General features: G+C 24.9%; 17 protein-coding genes. 3 read left to right on the plus strand and 14 right to left on the minus strand.

Features of this window, described 5'->3' with window-relative positions; all coding sequences use genetic code 11:
- Positions 1-262: 262 nt before the first annotated feature.
- Positions 263-1,321: a CdaR family transcriptional regulator gene (locus ABDZ71_RS06645; protein WP_343760106.1), complete on the minus strand. Its 1,059-nt coding sequence runs from the start codon at positions 1,319-1,321 to the stop codon at positions 263-265.
- 363 nt (positions 1,322-1,684) lie between these two features.
- Here ABDZ71_RS06645 and ABDZ71_RS06650 point away from each other — a divergent pair, with 363 nt between their 5' ends.
- A complete protein-coding gene (locus ABDZ71_RS06650) occupies positions 1,685-2,767 on the plus strand; it encodes an NADH:flavin oxidoreductase (RefSeq protein WP_343760108.1) in 1,083 nt (360 codons plus the stop codon).
- 142 nt (positions 2,768-2,909) lie between these two features.
- Here the strand turns inward: ABDZ71_RS06650 and ABDZ71_RS06655 are convergent, their stop codons facing one another.
- The 4 genes from ABDZ71_RS06655 to ABDZ71_RS06670 form a co-directional block, all read right to left on the minus strand.
- Entirely contained in the window at positions 2,910-3,395 is a 486-nt protein-coding gene (locus tag ABDZ71_RS06655; protein WP_343760110.1) for a flavodoxin domain-containing protein, read from the minus strand.
- Between the two features lie 25 nt (positions 3,396-3,420).
- Positions 3,421-3,804 carry an FMN-binding protein gene (locus tag ABDZ71_RS06660; protein ID WP_343760112.1) on the minus strand — a complete coding sequence of 128 codons (384 nt, stop codon included), beginning with the start codon at positions 3,802-3,804 and terminating at the stop codon, positions 3,421-3,423.
- Positions 3,805-3,936: 132 nt separating this feature from the next.
- Positions 3,937-4,551: a TetR/AcrR family transcriptional regulator gene (locus ABDZ71_RS06665; protein ID WP_343760114.1), complete on the minus strand. Its 615-nt coding sequence runs from the start codon at positions 4,549-4,551 to the stop codon at positions 3,937-3,939.
- A gap of 313 nt (positions 4,552-4,864) precedes the next feature.
- Positions 4,865-6,709, minus strand: coding sequence for a hypothetical protein (locus ABDZ71_RS06670; protein WP_343760116.1), 1,845 nt, complete (start codon positions 6,707-6,709; stop codon positions 4,865-4,867).
- A 367-nt stretch (positions 6,710-7,076) separates the two neighbouring features.
- On the opposite strand from ABDZ71_RS06670, the gene ABDZ71_RS06675 reads away from it, so the two are divergent.
- Complete coding sequence (locus ABDZ71_RS06675) at positions 7,077-8,219, plus strand: VanW family protein (protein ID WP_343760118.1); 1,143 nt, start codon at positions 7,077-7,079, stop codon at positions 8,217-8,219.
- A 208-nt stretch (positions 8,220-8,427) separates the two neighbouring features.
- Positions 8,428-9,582 (plus strand): VanW family protein, encoded by a 1,155-nt coding sequence (locus ABDZ71_RS06680; RefSeq protein WP_343760120.1) that lies wholly within the window; start codon positions 8,428-8,430, stop codon positions 9,580-9,582.
- A gap of 186 nt (positions 9,583-9,768) precedes the next feature.
- On the opposite strand, the gene hcp is transcribed toward ABDZ71_RS06680, so the two are convergent.
- The 9 genes from hcp to ABDZ71_RS06725 form a co-directional block, all read right to left on the minus strand.
- The gene (gene hcp / locus ABDZ71_RS06685; RefSeq protein ID WP_343760122.1) at positions 9,769-11,472 is read right to left on the minus strand and encodes a hydroxylamine reductase; all 1,704 of its coding nucleotides are present in this window, start codon (positions 11,470-11,472) and stop codon (positions 9,769-9,771) included.
- Between the two features lie 203 nt (positions 11,473-11,675).
- Complete coding sequence (locus ABDZ71_RS06690) at positions 11,676-11,918, minus strand: hypothetical protein (protein ID WP_343760124.1); 243 nt, start codon at positions 11,916-11,918, stop codon at positions 11,676-11,678.
- Positions 11,919-12,140: 222 nt separating this feature from the next.
- Entirely contained in the window at positions 12,141-13,154 is a 1,014-nt protein-coding gene (locus tag ABDZ71_RS06695; RefSeq protein WP_343760126.1) for an ATP-binding cassette domain-containing protein, read from the minus strand.
- Between the two features lie 18 nt (positions 13,155-13,172).
- The gene (locus tag ABDZ71_RS06700) at positions 13,173-13,856 is read right to left on the minus strand and encodes a GTP-binding protein (protein WP_343760128.1); all 684 of its coding nucleotides are present in this window, start codon (positions 13,854-13,856) and stop codon (positions 13,173-13,175) included.
- Between the two features lie 2 nt (positions 13,857-13,858).
- Complete coding sequence (locus ABDZ71_RS06705) at positions 13,859-15,049, minus strand: ABC transporter substrate-binding protein (protein WP_343760130.1); 1,191 nt, start codon at positions 15,047-15,049, stop codon at positions 13,859-13,861.
- A 561-nt stretch (positions 15,050-15,610) separates the two neighbouring features.
- Entirely contained in the window at positions 15,611-16,309 is a 699-nt protein-coding gene (locus ABDZ71_RS06710; protein WP_343760132.1) for a Crp/Fnr family transcriptional regulator, read from the minus strand.
- Positions 16,310-16,575: 266 nt separating this feature from the next.
- Positions 16,576-17,160 carry a CD3073 family putative ECF transporter S component gene (locus tag ABDZ71_RS06715; RefSeq protein ID WP_343760134.1) on the minus strand — a complete coding sequence of 195 codons (585 nt, stop codon included), beginning with the start codon at positions 17,158-17,160 and terminating at the stop codon, positions 16,576-16,578.
- A 261-nt stretch (positions 17,161-17,421) separates the two neighbouring features.
- Complete coding sequence (locus tag ABDZ71_RS06720) at positions 17,422-18,117, minus strand: FadR/GntR family transcriptional regulator (RefSeq protein ID WP_343760136.1); 696 nt, start codon at positions 18,115-18,117, stop codon at positions 17,422-17,424.
- Between the two features lie 451 nt (positions 18,118-18,568).
- The gene (locus tag ABDZ71_RS06725; protein ID WP_343760139.1) at positions 18,569-19,969 is read right to left on the minus strand and encodes an FAD-binding oxidoreductase; all 1,401 of its coding nucleotides are present in this window, start codon (positions 19,967-19,969) and stop codon (positions 18,569-18,571) included.
- Positions 19,970-19,977 lie beyond the last annotated feature (8 nt).

Below are 19,977 nucleotides of genomic sequence, written 5' to 3' on the forward strand. Positions count from 1 at the left end.
TAAATTCTACTTAAATAAAATTCATCATTCACAATTCTAATTATTTTATGATATTTTTTGTTCAAATGAACAAAAACATATATTAGTACATAGTACATAGACTATTACTTCAGTAATAAAATTTATAAATTCTTTAATAATAACAAAAAAATATAATTTTCAATCTTTCAAATTGAAAATTATATATTACAATCATATAAAATAACTAAAAAATAAAAAAATCATCTTACCTACTAGTTGTTTATTTAAATACATTTTAATACTATATTTTTAATTTATAAACAACATAGGCTGCATAAAGTTCTAATAAATCTATAGTTTTTTTAGGATTCTTTCCCGTTATATCTTTAATCTTTTTTAATCTGTAATTAAGACTATTTCTATGTATATACATTTTTTTAGCAACAACACTAGCTTCTCCATTAAAAAAAATATACATTTTTAATGTTTCAATAAGTTCTAATCCTTTTCCATCTTTTTTTAATTTTTCTATTATATCTAATAATTTTTTATTATCCTTTTGTTTAGATAAAATATCTATAAACTTAACATCTTCATATTTACATATATCATAAGGTATATCTAACTTTTTCATAATACTAATTACTTTTCTAGCTTCTTTTACTGATTTAGCAAAAAACTTATTTTTACTTCCTATAGCAATTTTATTTATGTTAATAAAAGCACTTTTAATATTATTTATCCTATTTAGAAAATCTCTATCCCATTTCATAAATATTAATATATCTTCTTGATTAAATCTTAAAACATATTCTGTAGTACATAGATAGGCCTTTATAATATCTACATTTATTATTTTGTCTTTAAAACTAATTATTACAGCTATCCTTTCTAAATTTAAATCTATTTTTAAAAGATCCGCTCTTTCTAAAAAAGTATCATCATATTCACTTACATATGCCCATTGATATAAAAATTCTTCTTTTATCTTTTCTTTAACTCTTTTTTGATTAAATACATATTCTTGTTCTAATAAAAGCTCCGCTGTTATTTTTACTAATGATGCAAAAGGCATAACTTTATTAGGACTTCCACTTATTCCAATTACACCTATAACACTATTTTGAAAAACTATAGGCATATTTACTCCTGGCCTTGACCCACCTTTTTCTTTATAAATAGTAACTATCTTATTATTTAAAATAGCCTTTAAAGCCCCTTCATGTAAATATCCTATTCTATTTTCATCTCCACTACTTATAATTATTCCTTCATTATTCATCATATTTATATTATAAGGAATAACATTCATTACTTTTTCTACAATTTGCTTTGCATATACCTCTGTAAGATTATTCATTTTAATCTTCCTTATCTTTTAATAATATCTTAATCCTATAATCTTATTATACCCTTTGTTAAAATTACTTACTAAACTAAATAAATTATTTAAATACCTAAACAAAGGAAAAATAATTAAAATTGCTGGCTATTTAAATTATATCTTACTTTAAGGTAAGATATCTAACTAAAAAGTACGTACTTGTTTAATAACTATATATATTCTATACTTTTAAACAAGCCATATATAACAAAACAAATCATTTTGTACTATTGTGTATTTTTATATTTAAATACTATTTTTTATAAAATATCTTATATTAAAATTATTTTATTAACAAACAACTTAACAATAAAACATATTTGAAAGGATGTAATAATAATGAAAAAATTATTTGAACCTACATATATAAAAGATTTAAAACTGAAAAATAGGTTTGTTAGAAGTGCTACATGGGAATGTATGGCTACTGAAGAAGGTCATCTTACAGATAAACTTTATAAAATATATGAAGATTTAGCTAAAAACGATATAGGACTTATAATAACAGGCTATGCAAATATTGTAAAAGAAGAACAACCTAATAAAGGAATGATAGGTATCTATAATGACTCTTTTATAGATGAATATAAAAAATTAACCAGCTTAGTACATAGTTATGACTCAAAAATAATACTTCAAATATGTTATGGCGGTACTAAAACCAAATTCAATGTTGAAAATAGAACAATTTTTGCTCCAAGCTCTATAGCTCAAAGAGATACAAAAGTACTTGGAACTGAAATGACAAAGGAAGATATAAAATACATTATTGAAGCCTTCGCCAAAGCATCTAAAAGAGCTTACGACTCTGGGTTTGACGGAGTAGAAATCCATGGAGCTCACAGCTACCTCATAAACCAATTTTTAAGTCCTTACTACAATAAAAGAAAAGATGAATATGGTGGAAACCTAGAAAATAGGATGAGATTTTTAACTGAAATATGTAAAAAAACAAGATCACTTGTAAGTAATAATTTTAAAATACTTGTAAAATTAACTGCTACAGAATTCTTTCAAGGGGGACTCACTTTCGATGAAACAAAAACTATATGCAAAAGACTAGAATCTATTGGAATAGACTGTCTTGATATATCTGGTAATATACACGGTAAAGCAAAATCTATGGTAGGTCAAAAATTCGATGGATTAGAACTAAAAAAAGAAGGTTTTTTCATTGAATATGCAAAGATTATTTCTAATTTAGTTAATATTCCTGTTATGACTGTTGGTGGCTTTAATGATTTTAATACTATGGAAGATTCACTAAACTCAACTAATATAGATCTATTTGCTTTATGTAGACCTTTAATTAGAGAACCTGACTTAATAAAAAAATGGAAAAAAGATCCTGACTATTCTTGCCTTTGTATAAGATGTTCTAAATGTAGGCATGAAGATGGTAACTACTGTATTTTTAATTAGATTGTAGTATTTTTAGGCATATTTAAATAAATATCTAATTAACATTCTAGCTATCTTATTTTCATATGCCTATTTTACCTAACAGCATAAAAATTGCATTTAAATAAATGCTAATAAATTTAAATATTGATTACATTGTATATTATTTATTAGTAGATATAATTTTAGCAAAACGTTTAATATTTTCTTTATTTAAACAATACTCACTTTCTGTTGATTTTTTCATTTTTTTCATCATAAATTTTTCTATAAAATTCATTTTTTCAAAACATATTTCATATCCAAATGTATCCGTGCATATTGCTTTATTATATAATTTAGGGTTAAAAAGCTCTTTAATATATTTTTGTATTATTTTTTTATCTAAAGACCCTGAACAAATAAATAGTGCAATTCTTTTTTTTAAAAGCTCATCTATATTTTCATTTATATAATTTGTTAACTTCTTTTGTATCTTTCCTATATAAACTGATCCTCCAAGTATAACATTATCATAACCTTTAATATCTGGAACTGTTTGTTTCATAATATTCACCAATTCTACTTCCCCTACCATATTTTCTTTTAAAAGTTCAGAAGCTTTTTCAGCACTACCATACTTAGTTGAATAAATTATTATACTTTTCACTTTACACTACTCCTTTTACATAAATTTATTTTATTCCTTTATTTATAGCTACTTGAACTGCCTTTAAAATTACTTTACTAGACAAAGTGGCTCCAGTTATCAAATCTACATCAAGGGATTGGGATTTTTCTATTTCTTTAGTTATTTTTTCAGCTTTTTTACCCAATCCACACTTGTGCTCTATAATATCAATTGATAATATTTTATTATTTTTTATATTAACCTTTACCTTTGCCTTAACTAAACTTGTACTATATTCTCCTATATAGGAACCATCAGAAACATTTTTAAGATCTATATTACTTACATTAATAGTAGGCAAATCTTTAGATTTTATATAAAGAAAACCACCAATTGAAACTATAAAAATCACACATATAACAGTTATAACTCTAAAGATCTTTTTCATATTTCCACTCCAATCTTTATGATTATATTTAATTTAAAGATATTAATTATACAATTTAAAACACTTTTTTTACTTATATATAAGATATAAAAAATAATTTGTAACTAGTTATTAAAATTTATAATATAAACTTTAAATGCCTTTAATAGCATAATCTATAAGAGTATCTATAAGTCTTTCTTTTTGATTTTTATTAATATTGTTTTCAACTATAAGTTTCATAATAAGACCGAACATAGAAACCCATATAATTTGAGATTTAAGTTCAATTACACTATCATCAATATCTCTTCCTTCACTTTCAAAAATATCTTTTATAGAATTACATAACATAGCTATCCCCTGTCTCTTTGATGCTGCTCCTTTAAAAAGAAGAGCTGTATAATCTAATATTTCTTTTGAACTATTTAAGAGAATAGATTTATATTCATAAGAAGATTCTAAAGATATTTCTATATATCTTCTTATTCCTTTTTCTAAGTTTTCTTTTGGATTTTTATAATTTTTTTGAGAAGAAGCTATTTCTCTCATAATTTTTTGGTAACCTCTTATCATAATAGTATTTATTATATCTTCTTTATCTTTAAAATAATGATATACAATAGGAGCTGAATAATCTATTTTCTTAGCTATTTTCCTAATAGATAAATTATCTATTCCTTCTTCTTTTATAATTTCATTAGCAGCTTTTAATATATTCTTTTTCATCTCTGATTTTTCTTTTTCTCTACGAATTTTTATACTCATTTTTATTCTCCTTAACATATGAACTCAAAATAGTTTTATATAACATCTTTAATTTTTAGTTATCATCTAAACTAAAAATTAATCTTAATAATATTTATTTAACGTTGTAAATATATTTAACACTGTTAAATATATTATAGCCCTTATTTTTCAAAAAATCAATTCAGTTACTAAAATTATTAACTTAACTATAAAAAACTATGGAATTGTATTTATATAATTCCATAGTTTTTTATAGTTCTTATCAATTATTATTAATAATTAATATAGTAATTTTCTTATATTAATTTACTACTAATTTGGGTTTATACATTTATTTATGGTAGCCTACTCTTTTTACAACATAATTATATTTTCCATTAGAATTACTAGTTGGTATATAAATATATGCAGTATCTCCTGGAACAGTCACCCACATATTATTCATACTACCTTTATATTTTTTAACTACTTTTTGCTGTTTATCTAAAATATATATATAATCTTCTTGCCCTTTTGTTTCAAGTTCTTCAAAATAAATAGCTACATATTGTGCACCTTTTTTAGTATATTGTTTTAATTTATAACAATTATTGTAATTATCATATTCACTTTTAATTAAAGTATCCTCACACTGCCACCAATCTTCATTAGTATTATCTTTATCTTTTTCTCCGTCTTTTCCTTTGTTACTTTCACCTTTTTCATAAGATTCTTTATGATAAGCAACTTTTTCAACTTTATATCCATAATCTGTATTTTCATCATTACTTACTAGATATATGTATGCAGTATCCCCTGGTACGTTTATCCATATATTTTCCTTTTTACCAGAATATTTTTCAACTACTTTTTTATCTTTATTTAATATATATACATAATCAACATCTTTTTCTGTTTGTATTTTTGAAAAATAAAGAGAAATATACTTAGCATTAGGTTTAGTATACTTTTTTAAATCATAAGACTTATTAGAATAATTATGTTTACTTTCAATCAATTTATTTTCAAATTGCCAGTATTCATCATTATTATTCTGCTTTTCATTATTATCATCATCTTTACCTGGTACATTTTTTACATTATCCTTATCATACTTATCAAAGTTTATTATATCATCCATATTATATATAAATAATGCATCTATATCCTTATCCCAATTGAAAAAATCTTTATTTGTCTTTCTTGCAACAACTAACTTATTATATTCATCCATTAATTGTGAATTATTCCTACTTTTAAGTAAAGTTTTTAGGTCATTATTATATTTCTGCAGTTGGATATTTTTTTCTTTAAACATATTTCTTGCATGATTCATTAATGGCTTATATTCATCCATCTTATAAAGATTAACAGATTGTTCTTTTCTTTTTCTAAGCATATTTTGTTTACTGTATTCCCAATCTTTTCTTTTTAGTTCAAGTAATTTTTCTAATTTTTTCTCTAAAGATATATTTTCTTTGAAAATTAACGGATAGTTGTTAAAATCAAATACTTCCATGAATTTCGTCATATTAGAATCATCTTGTGAATATCCTCCCACAGACAACTCTGATGCTAAAATATAATCAAAATATGGATAAAACGCATTCATCATTGAAACTGTACCTTGATTACAATTTGAACTCATATCATAAAAATCTATTTTTCTACCTAATAACTCTGTTGCATACTTCATAAAACTTTGCACATCTTTAGGTTTAATCATACTTGTAAACATATATCCTGGACCACTTCCATGTCCTGTGCACTTTATTCCATAATGCTTAGCGGGAGAATTTTCAACCATAATCCTAAATATATTTTTAAAAGCTTCTCCTATATAATAACTTGCATTTTCTGAATCTCTTCCACCTGGTATTGGATAACTAGATACTAAAAACTTTTCTCTGTAATCTTTGTTTAGTTTTGATGAATCATAACTACTATCAAATTTGTATAATCTTACTGAATCATTCCAAATAGCAGCTTCATACAATTGATATCCTGGTGCTGCTTTTATATTAGCATGCCTCTCCCAGGAACAATCCTCAATACTTGTCCATGTTTTCACAACATTTAAAAGAGTTAATTCATTCATGCTATCACTATTTTTAGCATAAACAACGGCATTACTCCCAAATATTACAAACATACTAATAAATAATATTACTATTTTCTTAACTGATACTTTTTTCATATTCACTTCCTCCTATATTTATATCTTTATAAGTCCTTATAGTATTTTCGTCCAATATATACATTATTTTATTTATAATATAATAAATGTAAAAAATACAAAAAATATATTTTACATTTCATATACACATATTTTAAATTTTGTAGAAATTTATTTGATAAAATATGATTACATTAATTTTTAAAATATAAATAATTATTAAAATTAATTAAAAAAAAATTAAAAATGTAATAATATTATATTTTATCTAAAATCATATAGTATAATTAAATGTAGAAAAAAGGTTAAGACTAAGTTATTTATATATATTTTGTAAAATTATTATATTAATATATAATACCTATAGTCTTAAAACAGGAGGTATAAATTGGAAAATAAAACAGTACAAGTAGACAAAAAAAATCCTAAAAAAACATTTAAAATTTGTGCAATAATATTTTTTTTATTAGTATTATCTATATTAGGTGGATTTCTAATTCATAGATACTCTAAAGTAAAAAGTTTCGATAATCTAATATATCCTGGGGTATCTATAGAAGGAATAGACTTATCTGGAAAAACTAAAGAACAATCTAAAAAACTAATTGAAGAAAAATACTGGAATAAAATACTTAATAAAAAAATCAATGTAAAAGTTAATGACAAAACCTATACTTTAAAGTACTCAAAATTAAACTCTACTAGTAATTTAGATAAAATGATAACAGATGCTTTTTCTTATGGTAAAAACTTAAATCTATTTGAAAAATACAATATTATAAATGATAAAAAAGGTAAGAAATTTGATTTAAAATTTGAATATGATAAAAAAGCTATAGACTCTTTTGTATCTAACATTGATAAAGATGTAAAAGTTAATCCTGTAAATGCATCTCTATCCTTAAACAATGGAAGCTTTACAATTACACCTGGTACAAATGGTAAAAGACTAAATAAAGATAAACTGCAAAAAGATATTATTTCTACTATTACTGCTGAAAACTTCAATGATGTTACTAAGATTGCAGTTATAAACACAATCAATCCAGAAATTACAGAAGATAAGCTTTCTTTAGTAAATACTAAAATAGGAACTTATTCTACTGATTATTCAGGTTCACAATCTGGAAGAAAAACTAACGTTGAACTAGCAACTAAAGCTGTAAATGGTACTTTATTAATGCCTGGAGATGTTTTTAGTTTTAATGATACTGTAGGAGATACTACTGGTGATAAAGGTTATAAAGAAGCTCCCGTTATTATAAACAATAAATTAGTACCTGGCTTTGGTGGAGGAGTATGCCAAGTATCAACTACATTGTTTAACGCAGTTGATACTACTAATTTAAAATCAACTGAAAGACATAATCATTCTTTAGAAGTGCACTATGTTCCAAAAGGAAGAGATGCTACAATTGCCTTTGGGTCTTTAGATTATAAATTTAAAAATACACTTTCAAGCCCTGTATATATAGAAGCTATTACTAAAAATGGACAAGTTACATTTAATATTTATTCCAGTGGAAAATAGAATTATATACTATATAAATTCAATCTACTCTTTATTTTAAACTTAAACATAAAAACTATAAACTTAGATTATACAATGTAATATAAATAAGTTATACAGTAAATTAACTGCTTTAGGATAATAAATTTTTTTAAGTTATAACTTACTTAATAAAAAATAAAACTATCTATATCAAAAACAGTTTTAATAGACACATAGGGGGAACAAATTGAACAATAAAATAATAAACTACAAAAAACTTACTAAAAAAAATCTAACTAATACTAATATAATAATAATTTCTCTATTGTTATTTATATTTATTGGATTTGTAACCTATCAATACTTAAAAATAAAGAAGTTTGATAATCTAATATATCCTAAAGTATCTATAGAAGGAATAAATGTATCTGGAAAAACTAAAAAGGAAGCCTCAAAATTAATTAATGAAAATTACTGTAATAAGTTATTGAACAAAAAAATCAATCTTAAAGATGGCAATAAAATATATACATTAAAGTACTCTCAGTTAAACCCTTCTACCAATATAAATAAAGTAATCGATAATGCTTTTAATTATGGTAAAAATCTAAGTTACATAAAAAAATATTACCTTATAAACCATAAAGAAAAGAATTTTAAATTAGACTTTAAATATGATGAAAAAAATATAGATTCTTTTCTTTCTAAAATTAGTAAAAGTATAAAATCTAATCCTAAAGATGCATCTGTAACTTTAAATAAAGGAAAGATTAAAATTATAAATGAACAAAATGGCAAAACACTAAATAAGGAAAAATCAAGAGAAAAAATAATTGCTCTTATTACTTCAAAAAATCTTAATAACATAACTAAACCTTTAGTGATTAATGAAACTAAGCCAAGAATTACAGCAGATAAACTTTCTGAAATAGATACTAAAATAGCAACTCACTCTACAAACTATAAAGATGATGGTTCAGATTCAGAATCAACTCCTGAAAGAGCAACTAATCTTAAATTAGCTGCTAAAGCAATAAATGGTACACTACTAATGCCAGCAGATATATTTAGCTTTAATAATATAGTTGGAAATACTACTGCTGATAAAGGATATAAAAACGCTCCTATTATTGTAAATAATCAATTCGTACCTGGAATGGGCGGAGGAATATGTCAAGTATCAACAACATTATTTACTGCTGTTGATAAAGCTAATTTAGAATCAATAGAAAGAATTAGTCATTCCTTGCCTGTATACTATGCTAAAAAAGGAAGAGATGTAGCAATTGCCTTTGGAAGTATAGATTATAAATTTAAAAATACTTATTCATACCCTATATATATAGAATCGTATGCTAAAAACGGTAAAGTTGTTGTAAATATATATTCTAAGAAAAAATAAAAAATATATACTTAAACTAAATTACAATTAAAGCCATCTATTATTTACTAAGTTTGCAACTTATGTTACATCTTATAAATAATAGATGGCTTAATTAATTTTTCATTAATGTATTATTTAAAATAAATTGTGTTAAATTACATATTAATCATATTATTAATAATATATCCTACATATATCTTAATCTTATCCTAAAAATTGTTCCATATCATCATCTACATTTGTGATTGGATTTATGCCAAAGTTTTCAACTAAAACATTCGCAACATTTGGTGATAAAAATGCTGGAAGTGTTGGTCCTAATTTAATATTTTTAACTCCTAAGTGTAATAAAGCAAGTAATACTATAACAGCTTTTTGCTCATACCATGCTATATTATAAGCTATTGGTAATTCATTTATATCAGATAACTCAAATACTTCTTTTAATTTTAAAGCTATAACTGCAAGTGAATATGAATCATTACATTGACCTGCATCTAACACACGTGGAATACCACCTATATCCCCTAAGTTTAATTTATTATAACGATATTTTGCACAACCTGCTGTTAATATAACAGTATCTTTTGGAAGTTTCTTTGCAAAATCTTCATAATAAGATCTTTCCTTATGTCTTCCATCGCATCCTGCCATTACAAAGAATTTTTTGATTGCTCCAGATTTTACAGCTTCAACTACTTTATCAGCTAATTTGAATACTTGTGCATGAGCAAATCCACCTACTATAGTTCCTGTTTCTATCTCTTTTGGAGCATCTAATCTTTTTGCATGCTCTATTATTTGTGTAAAATCTTTAGTTCCATCTTCTTTTTCTTCTATATGTTTGCATCCTTCAAATCCAACTACACCAGTTGTATAAACTTTATCTTTGTAGCTATTTTTAGGCGGTACTAAGCAATTAGTTGTAAATACTATTGGTCCATTAAATGATTCAAATTCTTCATTTTGTTTCCACCATGCATTTCCGTAGTTTCCTGCAAAATGATCATATTTTTTAAACTCAGGATAGTAGTGAGCTGGAAGCATTTCTCCATGAGTATAAACATCTACTCCTGTTCCTTTTGTTTGTTTTAATAATTCTTCTAAATCTTTCAAATCATGACCAGTTATTAATATAGCTTTATTTTTTCTTACTCCAATATTAACTTCTGTAATTTCTGGATTACCATATGTTTTAGTATTAGCTTCATCTAAAAGAGCCATAACATCTACTCCATATTTTCCACATTCTAAAGTTAAAGAGACTAAATCATCTACTGTTAAAGTATCATCTAATAAAGATGCTAAAGTTTCCATCATAAAATCATTTACTTCTTTACTGTCTTTATTAAGATTATGTGCATGCACAGCATATGCAGCCATTCCCTTTAATCCATAAGTAATAAGTTCTCTTAAAGAACGAATATCTTCATTTTCAGTAGCTAAAACTCCAACTTCTTTAGATTTAGCTTTCTTTAATATTTCTTCATCACTTTCTGCAGTCCATATAAGTGCATCGTGAACATTTTTCACTTCTTTACCACTTAATTTGTCTTTTAAATTTTGTAAAAAACTAGGCTTGTCCTCTGAATCTCTAAGTTCAACTTCTAAGTTTGATTTCAAACTTTCTCTTAAAACTAATCCTTCTTTTATTTTATTAATAAATGCAGCATCATCAAAATTTGCATTTGTAATTGTCATAAAAAGTCCATTCATAACAAAACTATCTGCTTCTCTTGTTTCTTTACCTACTTTTTTTAATTCCTCTGTAACTTGTGCAATTCCCTTTAATGTATATATCATAAGATCTTGAAGTTTTGCGGTACCCTCTGATTTTCCGCAAACGCCTCTTAAAGTACATCCTTTACCTTTTAAAGCTTCTTGACATTGATAGCAAAACATTCCCATTTTGTATTTCCTCCTTAAATTTTAAAACTTCATCATTTGTTTTTTATTACACTTTATAAATCTAATATGCGGCCACATATAAGTTAGTTTATCTTTTGTTATTTAAAATTAATTTTTATTTATATTTTTTCTTTAGCTGTTGATACAATAGTACATCATTTTCTTTATCTTTTCCGTATCCTAAGTTACGCAAAATTTAAATCTTAATAGTCAATTCCTGCTGATTTAATATTTTCCTTATCAAAGGCGTGGCATGGAGTTACCCCATATACCATAAAACATTTAGGACACTTAAATTCAAATGTATCCATTAAGAATTCTTCTCCACACTCTTCACATTTTATAGTTACTGGGACAGGCATTGATTGATCTGAAAATCCCATCATTCTTAGCTTATCCACTATTTCTTTACCATTTTCAAAACTTCCTGAACATCCTTCGTGCATTTTTAACACTCCTTTTCTTTTGTTTAAATTTATTTAGATTTATTAGCAAGCTAAACTCATAAAAATCAAAAACTGTTTTCAATTCATGAATTCAAATTGAAAAGTTTAACAATAATATTTATATTAAGATTAAGTACTAGCTTGTCTAATAAAGAAATAATTTTAACTATTTATATAAAATAAATTTTTAAATTTTAATTTTTTAATCAGTTTAAGGTAAAATTATAAATTTTCTAGAATTTCACCTTTTCTTAATTTAGCTCTTAAACCGTTTATTTTTTTATCCATTTTTTCAAGTTCTTTTAAAATCTGTTTTTCCTTAGAATCTGTTTGTATAACTCTATAAATACCACCATTTCTAATTACAATTCTTTTATCTGCAATCAAAGCTAAACTAGGATCGTGGGTTGCCATAAGAACGATTTTTTCTTCACTAACTAAAAGATCTAATGCTTTTTTTCTATCTATACCTGCATTTTCAATTTCATCTATTAAAACTATAGGTGAAGAACTTAAAATAGCAGTATCTGCTATCATAAGGGCTCTTGATTGACCTCCACTTAAACTTGTAATTTGAGTATTTAAATCAAATTTTTCTCCTGCTAAATTGTTTGCAGCATCTATTATTTTTTCTATAACAGTTTCTCTATCTTCTACCATCCTACTTTTAGCATGAAGACTTAAAAAATCTTTTACCGAAAGATCCATAACAAAATTCATATTTTGAGATAGCTGTGCAACTAAAGAATTATAAGAATAACTGGTATAATCTTTATCTTTAATTTCTCCATTTATTAAAATAGTTCTGTCTGTTGGTGTATCTTTGTTTGCAGTCCATTCAATATCTGCAAGCAATCTACTTTTCCCTGAACCTGTTGGACCTACTATAGCTACTATTTCACTTTTATTAATAGTAAATTCACCAAAGGTTTCTCCTTCCCCTGATTTATTTTTACCTGGAAGTATAGTTAAAGAATCTATTGTATCTTTATCTTCTATACCCATAAATTCAATCATTTGCTCCATGTAATCTATAAAATCATCCTCTAATTTATGAGTATCTATAGCTAATTCTTCTCTTTCTTCTTCACTAAAATTTTGTAAATATTCTATAAATGTTTTAGTTTCGAATCCTTTTATATCCAATCCATTATTTTCAAAAAAAGTTTCAGAAAAAGGAAATTTTTCTTTTATTTTTTGAAGTGGCATCTTCTTTAATCTATCATTACTAATCATCTACTCTACCTCACTTTATTATTTCATCTTTCTAACGTTACCCATTTGATATTCTTCTCCTATACGAGTTTCTCCTAAACAATAAGAACAAAGAGCAGAAGGCATAGAAAATCTTAATTTTAATCCTTTTACTGTATCTATATTTTCTTTTTCATCATAAACAATTTTACTTAATTCATAGGCTCCCTGACCAGTTAATCCATTTATATTCATAGTTATAGCCCTAGGATTTACAAATCTTACTCTTGATGCAAACACTTCTCTTTCTGCTTGTGATACTATATCTCCTTTAGTTATAACTACAATATCTGCTGTTTTAATCATTGGTCCTATTTTTTTAGGAGTATTTATACCACTTAAATTATCTATAACACAAATAGCTTTTATATCTTTTATATAAGGGGCGCATCTATTACAAAGTCCAGCGCTTTCAGTTATTAATAAATCTAATTTTTTTTCTTTTCCCCATCTTACAACTTCCTGTATATTACTTACAAAATAGTGATCTGGACATAGGGATCCTGACAATCCTTTTTTTACTGGTATATTTGCTTTTTCATATAAAACATCATCATCTGTGTATAAGCAATCAAATTTTACTACTCCAACAGATATTCCTCTTTTAGAAAGTGCATTTATCATTTTTAAAATAACTGCTGTTTTACCAGAGGATGGTGGTCCTGATACTGTTACTAAATTCATATCTATTCCTCCTTAATTCCTTTATAAAACATTTTTTCACATTTATCTAAAATATCTTTTATATCATTATTTTTTATATAATCCCATCCTAAAAACATATATTTATTTTCTTTTGGAATTCTATTATCTACATCAGGGTGTATACTAGGAAATTTACCATTATGAGCTAAAATCTCTCCTACCTTTTTTGATGAGAAAAAATCTACTATTGGTTTTAGTTTTTCTTTCTTATCCTTTTTGCTTAACATAAATATTGGACTTATTATTGCACCATCTTTCGGCCAAACAAAAGCCATTGGTCCATTTTCATTTACCATTTTTGTAAAAAAGTACGGCATTATTGTAACTATAGGTTTTTCTGTTTTTCTTTTATGAGATTTAACCATCTGTGATGGATGCATACTAGTTAAAAGACTTTCACCTAATTTTTCAACACCTAAAGTTCCATAAGTTTTATAAATGTTTAGTAATATAGCATTAAATAAATCAAAATCACCTATAGGTAAACTAACTTTATTTTTAAATTCATCTTTAAATAAATCTTTCCAAGATGTTGGAATTTCAATATCACCAAGTTCTTCTTTGTTAACTAAAAATACTGCTGGTACAACGCCTAACATACTATATTCATTATCTGGATCTTTTAACTTTATATAATCATTTTCAAAATCTTTATTATAGTTTTCTATTAAAGTAAAATCCTCAAATTCAGATTTATATTGTCCCATAAGGTTTTTATCAAAGAATAAATCAAATCCAGCTGATATAAATAAATCTGGAAGATCTTTATAACCATCAGATTTTTCAAAACATTCTACAAGCCAATCTACTCCCATAGAAGCTGCTTTAAGTTCATAACTTATTTTTTCTTTTAAATCTTCTTTATCTTTTAAAAATTCTTCAAAAGCATCCACTAAAGGAATTCTTACAGGACAAGGGAGTATCCCCTTAATAGTTACATCATAAGTTTTATTCTCTTTTATTTTTTTTATCAATTCATCTTCAAAATACTCTTTATCAATTTTTTTCATATTAAGAGCCATTTCAAGACTTATACTTTTCCCTAAAGTTTCTCTTTTCTTTTCATCTTTTATATATTGAAGTCCTAGGTCATATAATAAATCTATAGCTTCACTATATTTGCTTGTTATATCATATAGTGTATCTTTAAAATCAAAATACTTATTACTCATTATTGTTCCTCCTCATTTGTTATTGTGTGTAATTTCACTAAAATTTATATGTTAATTTTTTCTTTTTTCAATATCATGCTTTAATTATAAATTTTTATCTATTCTTTTTCCGTATCCTAAGTTACCAAAAACTGAATTATAAATACAGAAATTATAAATGCATATAGTATAATTTTATATAAATTTCTTATCCGTTGATTCTAGCTATTTTAACCTAATATATTTCTTAATAGAACTTATAATTTGCCTAATAAAAAAAATAGCAAAATAAACTTTTAAAGTTCATTTTACTATTTTATATAAATCATATATACTATTCAAAATATTTTTTAAGCTTTTTTTCTTATATTTTTTCTTTTGAAAGCAAGAGAAACTCCTACTATAGCTGTAGCTATACTAATTAATAATATCTTCTTCATTAGTTACCTCCTCAATCAATCTTTAATAATATTATATATCCTTAATATTTTAAAAACAATTCATTGAGCTTACAACACAGCATTTTCCTCTTACAGTTTTGTAATACTTTCTTTAAATTATCATATACTTAGTTTCATTATACTAACTTTCATCATATATATTCTTTAAACTATTTTTATCTAATATCTTAAAAGAGGCTTTATAAAAATCAATCAACTTATCTTCTTTCATATTTATAAGTTCTCTTGATAAAGATGGTCTTGAAACACTTAAAAATTCCGCAAGTTCACTACGTTTTAAAGAAATAGTAAAGGTATCTCTATTAAAAATTTTAGATTGCTCTAATAAATAAGCACTTATTTTGCCTTTAATACTTTTTATAGATAAATAATCTATTTTTTTATTTAACATAAGAGCTTTTTTAGAGATTATTTTAAGCATATTTTGAATCAAAATTTTATGTCCTATACACATCTTAGGACAATTGCCTATAATTTTATAAGGTTCTAAAAATAAAATAGTAGCCTCTTTATCTGCAACAACTGTATTTATCCATTTATCTTTACTTGAAAAAGCTATCATTTCTCCAAATAAATCGCCTTTTTTAAATTTCTGCATCATCACTCTATTACCTGAAGGAGTTTCTTTTGTAATAATAACTTCCCCCTCAACAATTATACCTATACCAGTAAACTTTTCCCCGGAAATTGCAACTAAATCTTTCTTTTTATATGTGATTTTTTTAGGCCTTAAACACATTAATATTTTACTTAGCTCTTCTTTTTCAATAGTTTTAAATAGAGGTACCTTAACCAACAAATCTATCCATTTATTATACATATATTACTCCTTCGTTTTATATAATTCTCTCATAATCCATTCTAAAAATATTTAAATGAATATCAGAATACTGATTCTTCATATTAGATTACTATCTTTAATTATATATTCTAATGTATTAATAAAAAAACTACAAGAACAAAGAAATTCTTACCAAAAAATATATCTTTAATCTAATTATTTTTAAATTAATTAATTTATAAAAAAAGTTTTGGTTTCTTTAATATAAAGAAATCAAAACTTAATAAGGTCATAATTAAAAAAATCTAATGATAGCTAATGTAATTTACACTTTTACCTCTCTTAGTCCTAATTTTATATCTATCTGGCATTGATTTAATAATAAAATAAACAATAATACAAGAGCCTATTTTATCTAATAAATTATTTATAGCTTTAGGAATAAAAGAAGCTACAAAAATACTATTTCCACTTTCCTTTAACCACACAAATAATAAATCCAATCCTGTACCTGTAAGTCCTCCATATACGAAAATTCCAATAGGAGTTCCTATCAATGGACATAGTATACTTAACACTATACCTGTTATTGTTGCTGTTATAAAATTAAATTGAAATTTCTTGCTTATAAATCCAACAACTAATCCTGCTACAACACTAACTATTAAAAAAGGTATATCTTTTGGACTAAATATAATTCCTGTAATTAAATTAGTTGCTCCACCTACAGTAGCTCCATAAAAAGGTCCAAAATATACTGCAATAAATATAGTACCAATTGTATCTAAATAAAGTGGTAATTTCAAACTACTAGCTATAATACCTAGTATTATATTTAATGCTATAGCTACTGAACATAATACCAAAATTCTTACTTTATTATTTCTCATATGTACACTCCTCTAAGATAAAATATTAAATTATCTTTCTTTATTAAAAAATTATATAACTACACTTCTTATATAAATTTTTTTCGTAGAATAAACATATAGATTAAATAACAAATAAGAATAGTAAAACTTAAACTTATAAGTATTACTAATAGTTAAAATTTAAAAATGATAGATATTTTATAAAAAAAAGAAACAGCTAATTTAACTGTTCCTATTTTATACGTTTACAATATTCGTAAATTAATTAATACCTTTAAACTATTCTTCTATAAAACACTCACTTATCATTTTCATATGTTTTCTCATAGCTTCGGAACATTTTTTACTATCCCTGTTTACTAATCCATCATATATTTCTTCATGATGAGTTTCAATTATATTTTTTTCTTTTCTAGTCTCTAAAATTTTCGCCCTAGCATCTTTTATAAATGAATCTATAAGCTCAGATATTGTATTTAAAACTGTAACTATTAAAAAGTTATTAGAAGCCTTTGCTATTTTGTAATGAAATTTTTTATCTAATTTTATTTTTAAATCTTCATCTTCAGTTTTTTCCATATCATCTAATATTAGTCTAATTTCTTGAAGCTGTTTGATAGTAATATTTTTTGCTGCAAGTCCTGCTGTTTCTACTTCTATTACTCTTCTAAGTTCAAATATTTCCCTTTCACTACTTTTATTTAATAAAAACATAATAGATAAAGGTTCAAATAAAATATTTTCAAAATCTGTCCTTATAAAATTTCCGTCTCCTTGTTTACAAGATACTATTCCTATAACTTCAAGAACCCTAATAGCTTCTCTAATTGAGGATCTGCTAACACCTAGCTTTGATGTAAGTTCTCTTTCTGATGGAAGTTTATCTCCCTTCCTTAGCTTTCCTGTTACAACCATTTCTTTTATTTGATCAATAACTTGTTCATATATTCTTGTTGATTTTATCTCAGTAAACAATTTTATCTCCTCTCTAATATATAAATATATTTTTATCCTTAAACTAATTATACAATTTATTATATATAAAAATCAAAATTCTTTCTATTTTCTGCATAAAACGCTAAAAATATTAGAACTATCCTCATAAATAACTATTAATTTATAATATAATTATCCTCCTAGCTTAATATCCATCTCTAAATTCATAGTGATATAATATACTAATATTTGTTAAACTATTATTATCTATGTATGTTAAACAAAAATTTAAATCCTTAAAATTAGATACTTAATACAATTTTACATAAACTTTTATCCATAAATCCATTTATATTCAATCTAATTATTTTATAAAGAATTTGATAAATGTCTTAATAATAAAAGAAAACTATAGTTAAAGTGTTTTAATTTTAACCATAGTTTTCTTAATTTATAATCATTCAGATATAATATTTTATATACTAAGATATTACTGACATACTTTACCTGGATTTAAGATATTCTTAGAATCAAAAGCTAATTTTATATTTTTCATAAGAATCATATATTCATCTCCATATTGATTAAACATAAATTCTCTTTTAGCATATCCTATTCCATGTTCTCCAGATACTAATCCTTTTAATTCTTCTGATTTTTTATACATACATCCAAATACTTCTTTTAGTTTTGTTTCCCAATCCTCTTTATCTAATTTATCTTTACAAATATATACGTGTAAATTTCCATCTCCTGCATGTCCAAAACTAGGTATTCTAATATTAAAGTCTTTTGCTAGCTTATGAGTATATTTTATAAATTCTGCTACATTGTTTCTTGGAACAACAACATCACATTCATCCATTTCAGGTGTTGTAGCACTTATCGCCTCTAAAAATGCTCCTCTTGCAGACCAAACTGCTTCTTTTCTTTCGTCTGTATCAACAATAAAGGCATCTAATGCTCCTTCTTTTAAACAAAGGTCCGCAACTTTTGAATAGTCATTTTCAACTTGAGCTTTTGAATTACCATCAAAAGTTAATAAAAGGTAAGCATCTGATGAGTTATCTGGGAATTTCTTTCCTAAAAATTCTTCTGCTGCAAGTATAACTTCTCTTTCCATAAATTCTATTGCTGTTGGTATTGCTTTTGATTTTATAATCTTTGGTACTGTATCTATTGCTTTTTCAAGATTTTCAAAAGGTATTAAAACACTTACTGATTTTTTAGGTAATGGTAATAATTTAAGTATAGCTTTTGTAACAATTCCAAGTGTTCCTTCTGAACCTACTATTAAATCTTTTATACTATAGCCTGAACTATTTTTAACAACTTTTCCTCCAAGATTTAATATTTCTCCATTTGGAAGTACAACTTCAAGTCCTCTTACATAGTCTCTTGTTACTCCATATTTAACTGCTCTCATCCCTCCAGCATTTGTACTTATGTTACCACCTATTGTAGCACTCTTTTCACCTGGATCTGGTGGATAGAAAAAGTCTTGATCTTCTACATATTTTCCAATCTCCATAAGTAAAACCCCTGGTTCTACTGTAAGTGTTAAATTTTCTTTATCAAGTTCTAATATTTTATTCATTTCAGTAAGATCTATCATTATACCGCCATGAAGTGGAACTGATGCTCCTACAAGTCCTGTACCTGATCCTCTTGCAACTATTGGTATTACATTTTCATGAGCATATTTCATTATCTTTGAAACTTCTTTAGTTGAATGAACTTTAACTAAAACTTCTGGATAGTTACTTATTCCGCCTAATTCATCATGGCTATAATCTTCACTTATATCTTCTCCTGTAAAAATGTTTTTATCTGAAACTACACCCTTTAAAAATTCTATATCTTTAACATCTATTTTTTTATAGTTACTCATAACTTAAC

Origin of the sequence: Clostridium oceanicum, assembly GCF_039521385.1 — a bacterium.
GTDB lineage: Bacteria > Bacillota > Clostridia > Clostridiales > Clostridiaceae > Clostridium_F > Clostridium_F oceanicum.

Bases quoted from the DNA above. Each gene is read 5' to 3' on its own strand.
- ABDZ71_RS06645 (WP_343760106.1), bottom strand. From the start codon at position 1,321: ATGAATAATCTTACAGAGGTATATGCAAAGCAAATTGTAGAAAAAGTA.
- ABDZ71_RS06650 (WP_343760108.1), top strand. From the start codon at position 1,685: ATGAAAAAATTATTTGAACCTACATATATAAAAGATTTAAAACTGAAA.
- ABDZ71_RS06660 (WP_343760112.1), bottom strand. From the start codon at position 3,804: ATGAAAAAGATCTTTAGAGTTATAACTGTTATATGTGTGATTTTTATA.
- ABDZ71_RS06665 (WP_343760114.1), bottom strand. From the start codon at position 4,551: ATGAGTATAAAAATTCGTAGAGAAAAAGAAAAATCAGAGATGAAAAAG.
- ABDZ71_RS06670 (WP_343760116.1), bottom strand. From the start codon at position 6,709: ATGAAAAAAGTATCAGTTAAGAAAATAGTAATATTATTTATTAGTATG.
- hcp (WP_343760122.1), bottom strand. From the start codon at position 11,472: ATGGGAATGTTTTGCTATCAATGTCAAGAAGCTTTAAAAGGTAAAGGA.
- ABDZ71_RS06690 (WP_343760124.1), bottom strand. From the start codon at position 11,918: ATGCACGAAGGATGTTCAGGAAGTTTTGAAAATGGTAAAGAAATAGTG.
- ABDZ71_RS06695 (WP_343760126.1), bottom strand. From the start codon at position 13,154: ATGATTAGTAATGATAGATTAAAGAAGATGCCACTTCAAAAAATAAAA.
- ABDZ71_RS06700 (WP_343760128.1), bottom strand. From the start codon at position 13,856: ATGAATTTAGTAACAGTATCAGGACCACCATCCTCTGGTAAAACAGCA.
- ABDZ71_RS06705 (WP_343760130.1), bottom strand. From the start codon at position 15,049: ATGAGTAATAAGTATTTTGATTTTAAAGATACACTATATGATATAACA.
- ABDZ71_RS06710 (WP_343760132.1), bottom strand. From the start codon at position 16,309: ATGTATAATAAATGGATAGATTTGTTGGTTAAGGTACCTCTATTTAAA.
- ABDZ71_RS06715 (WP_343760134.1), bottom strand. From the start codon at position 17,160: ATGAGAAATAATAAAGTAAGAATTTTGGTATTATGTTCAGTAGCTATA.
- ABDZ71_RS06725 (WP_343760139.1), bottom strand. From the start codon at position 19,969: ATGAGTAACTATAAAAAAATAGATGTTAAAGATATAGAATTTTTAAAG.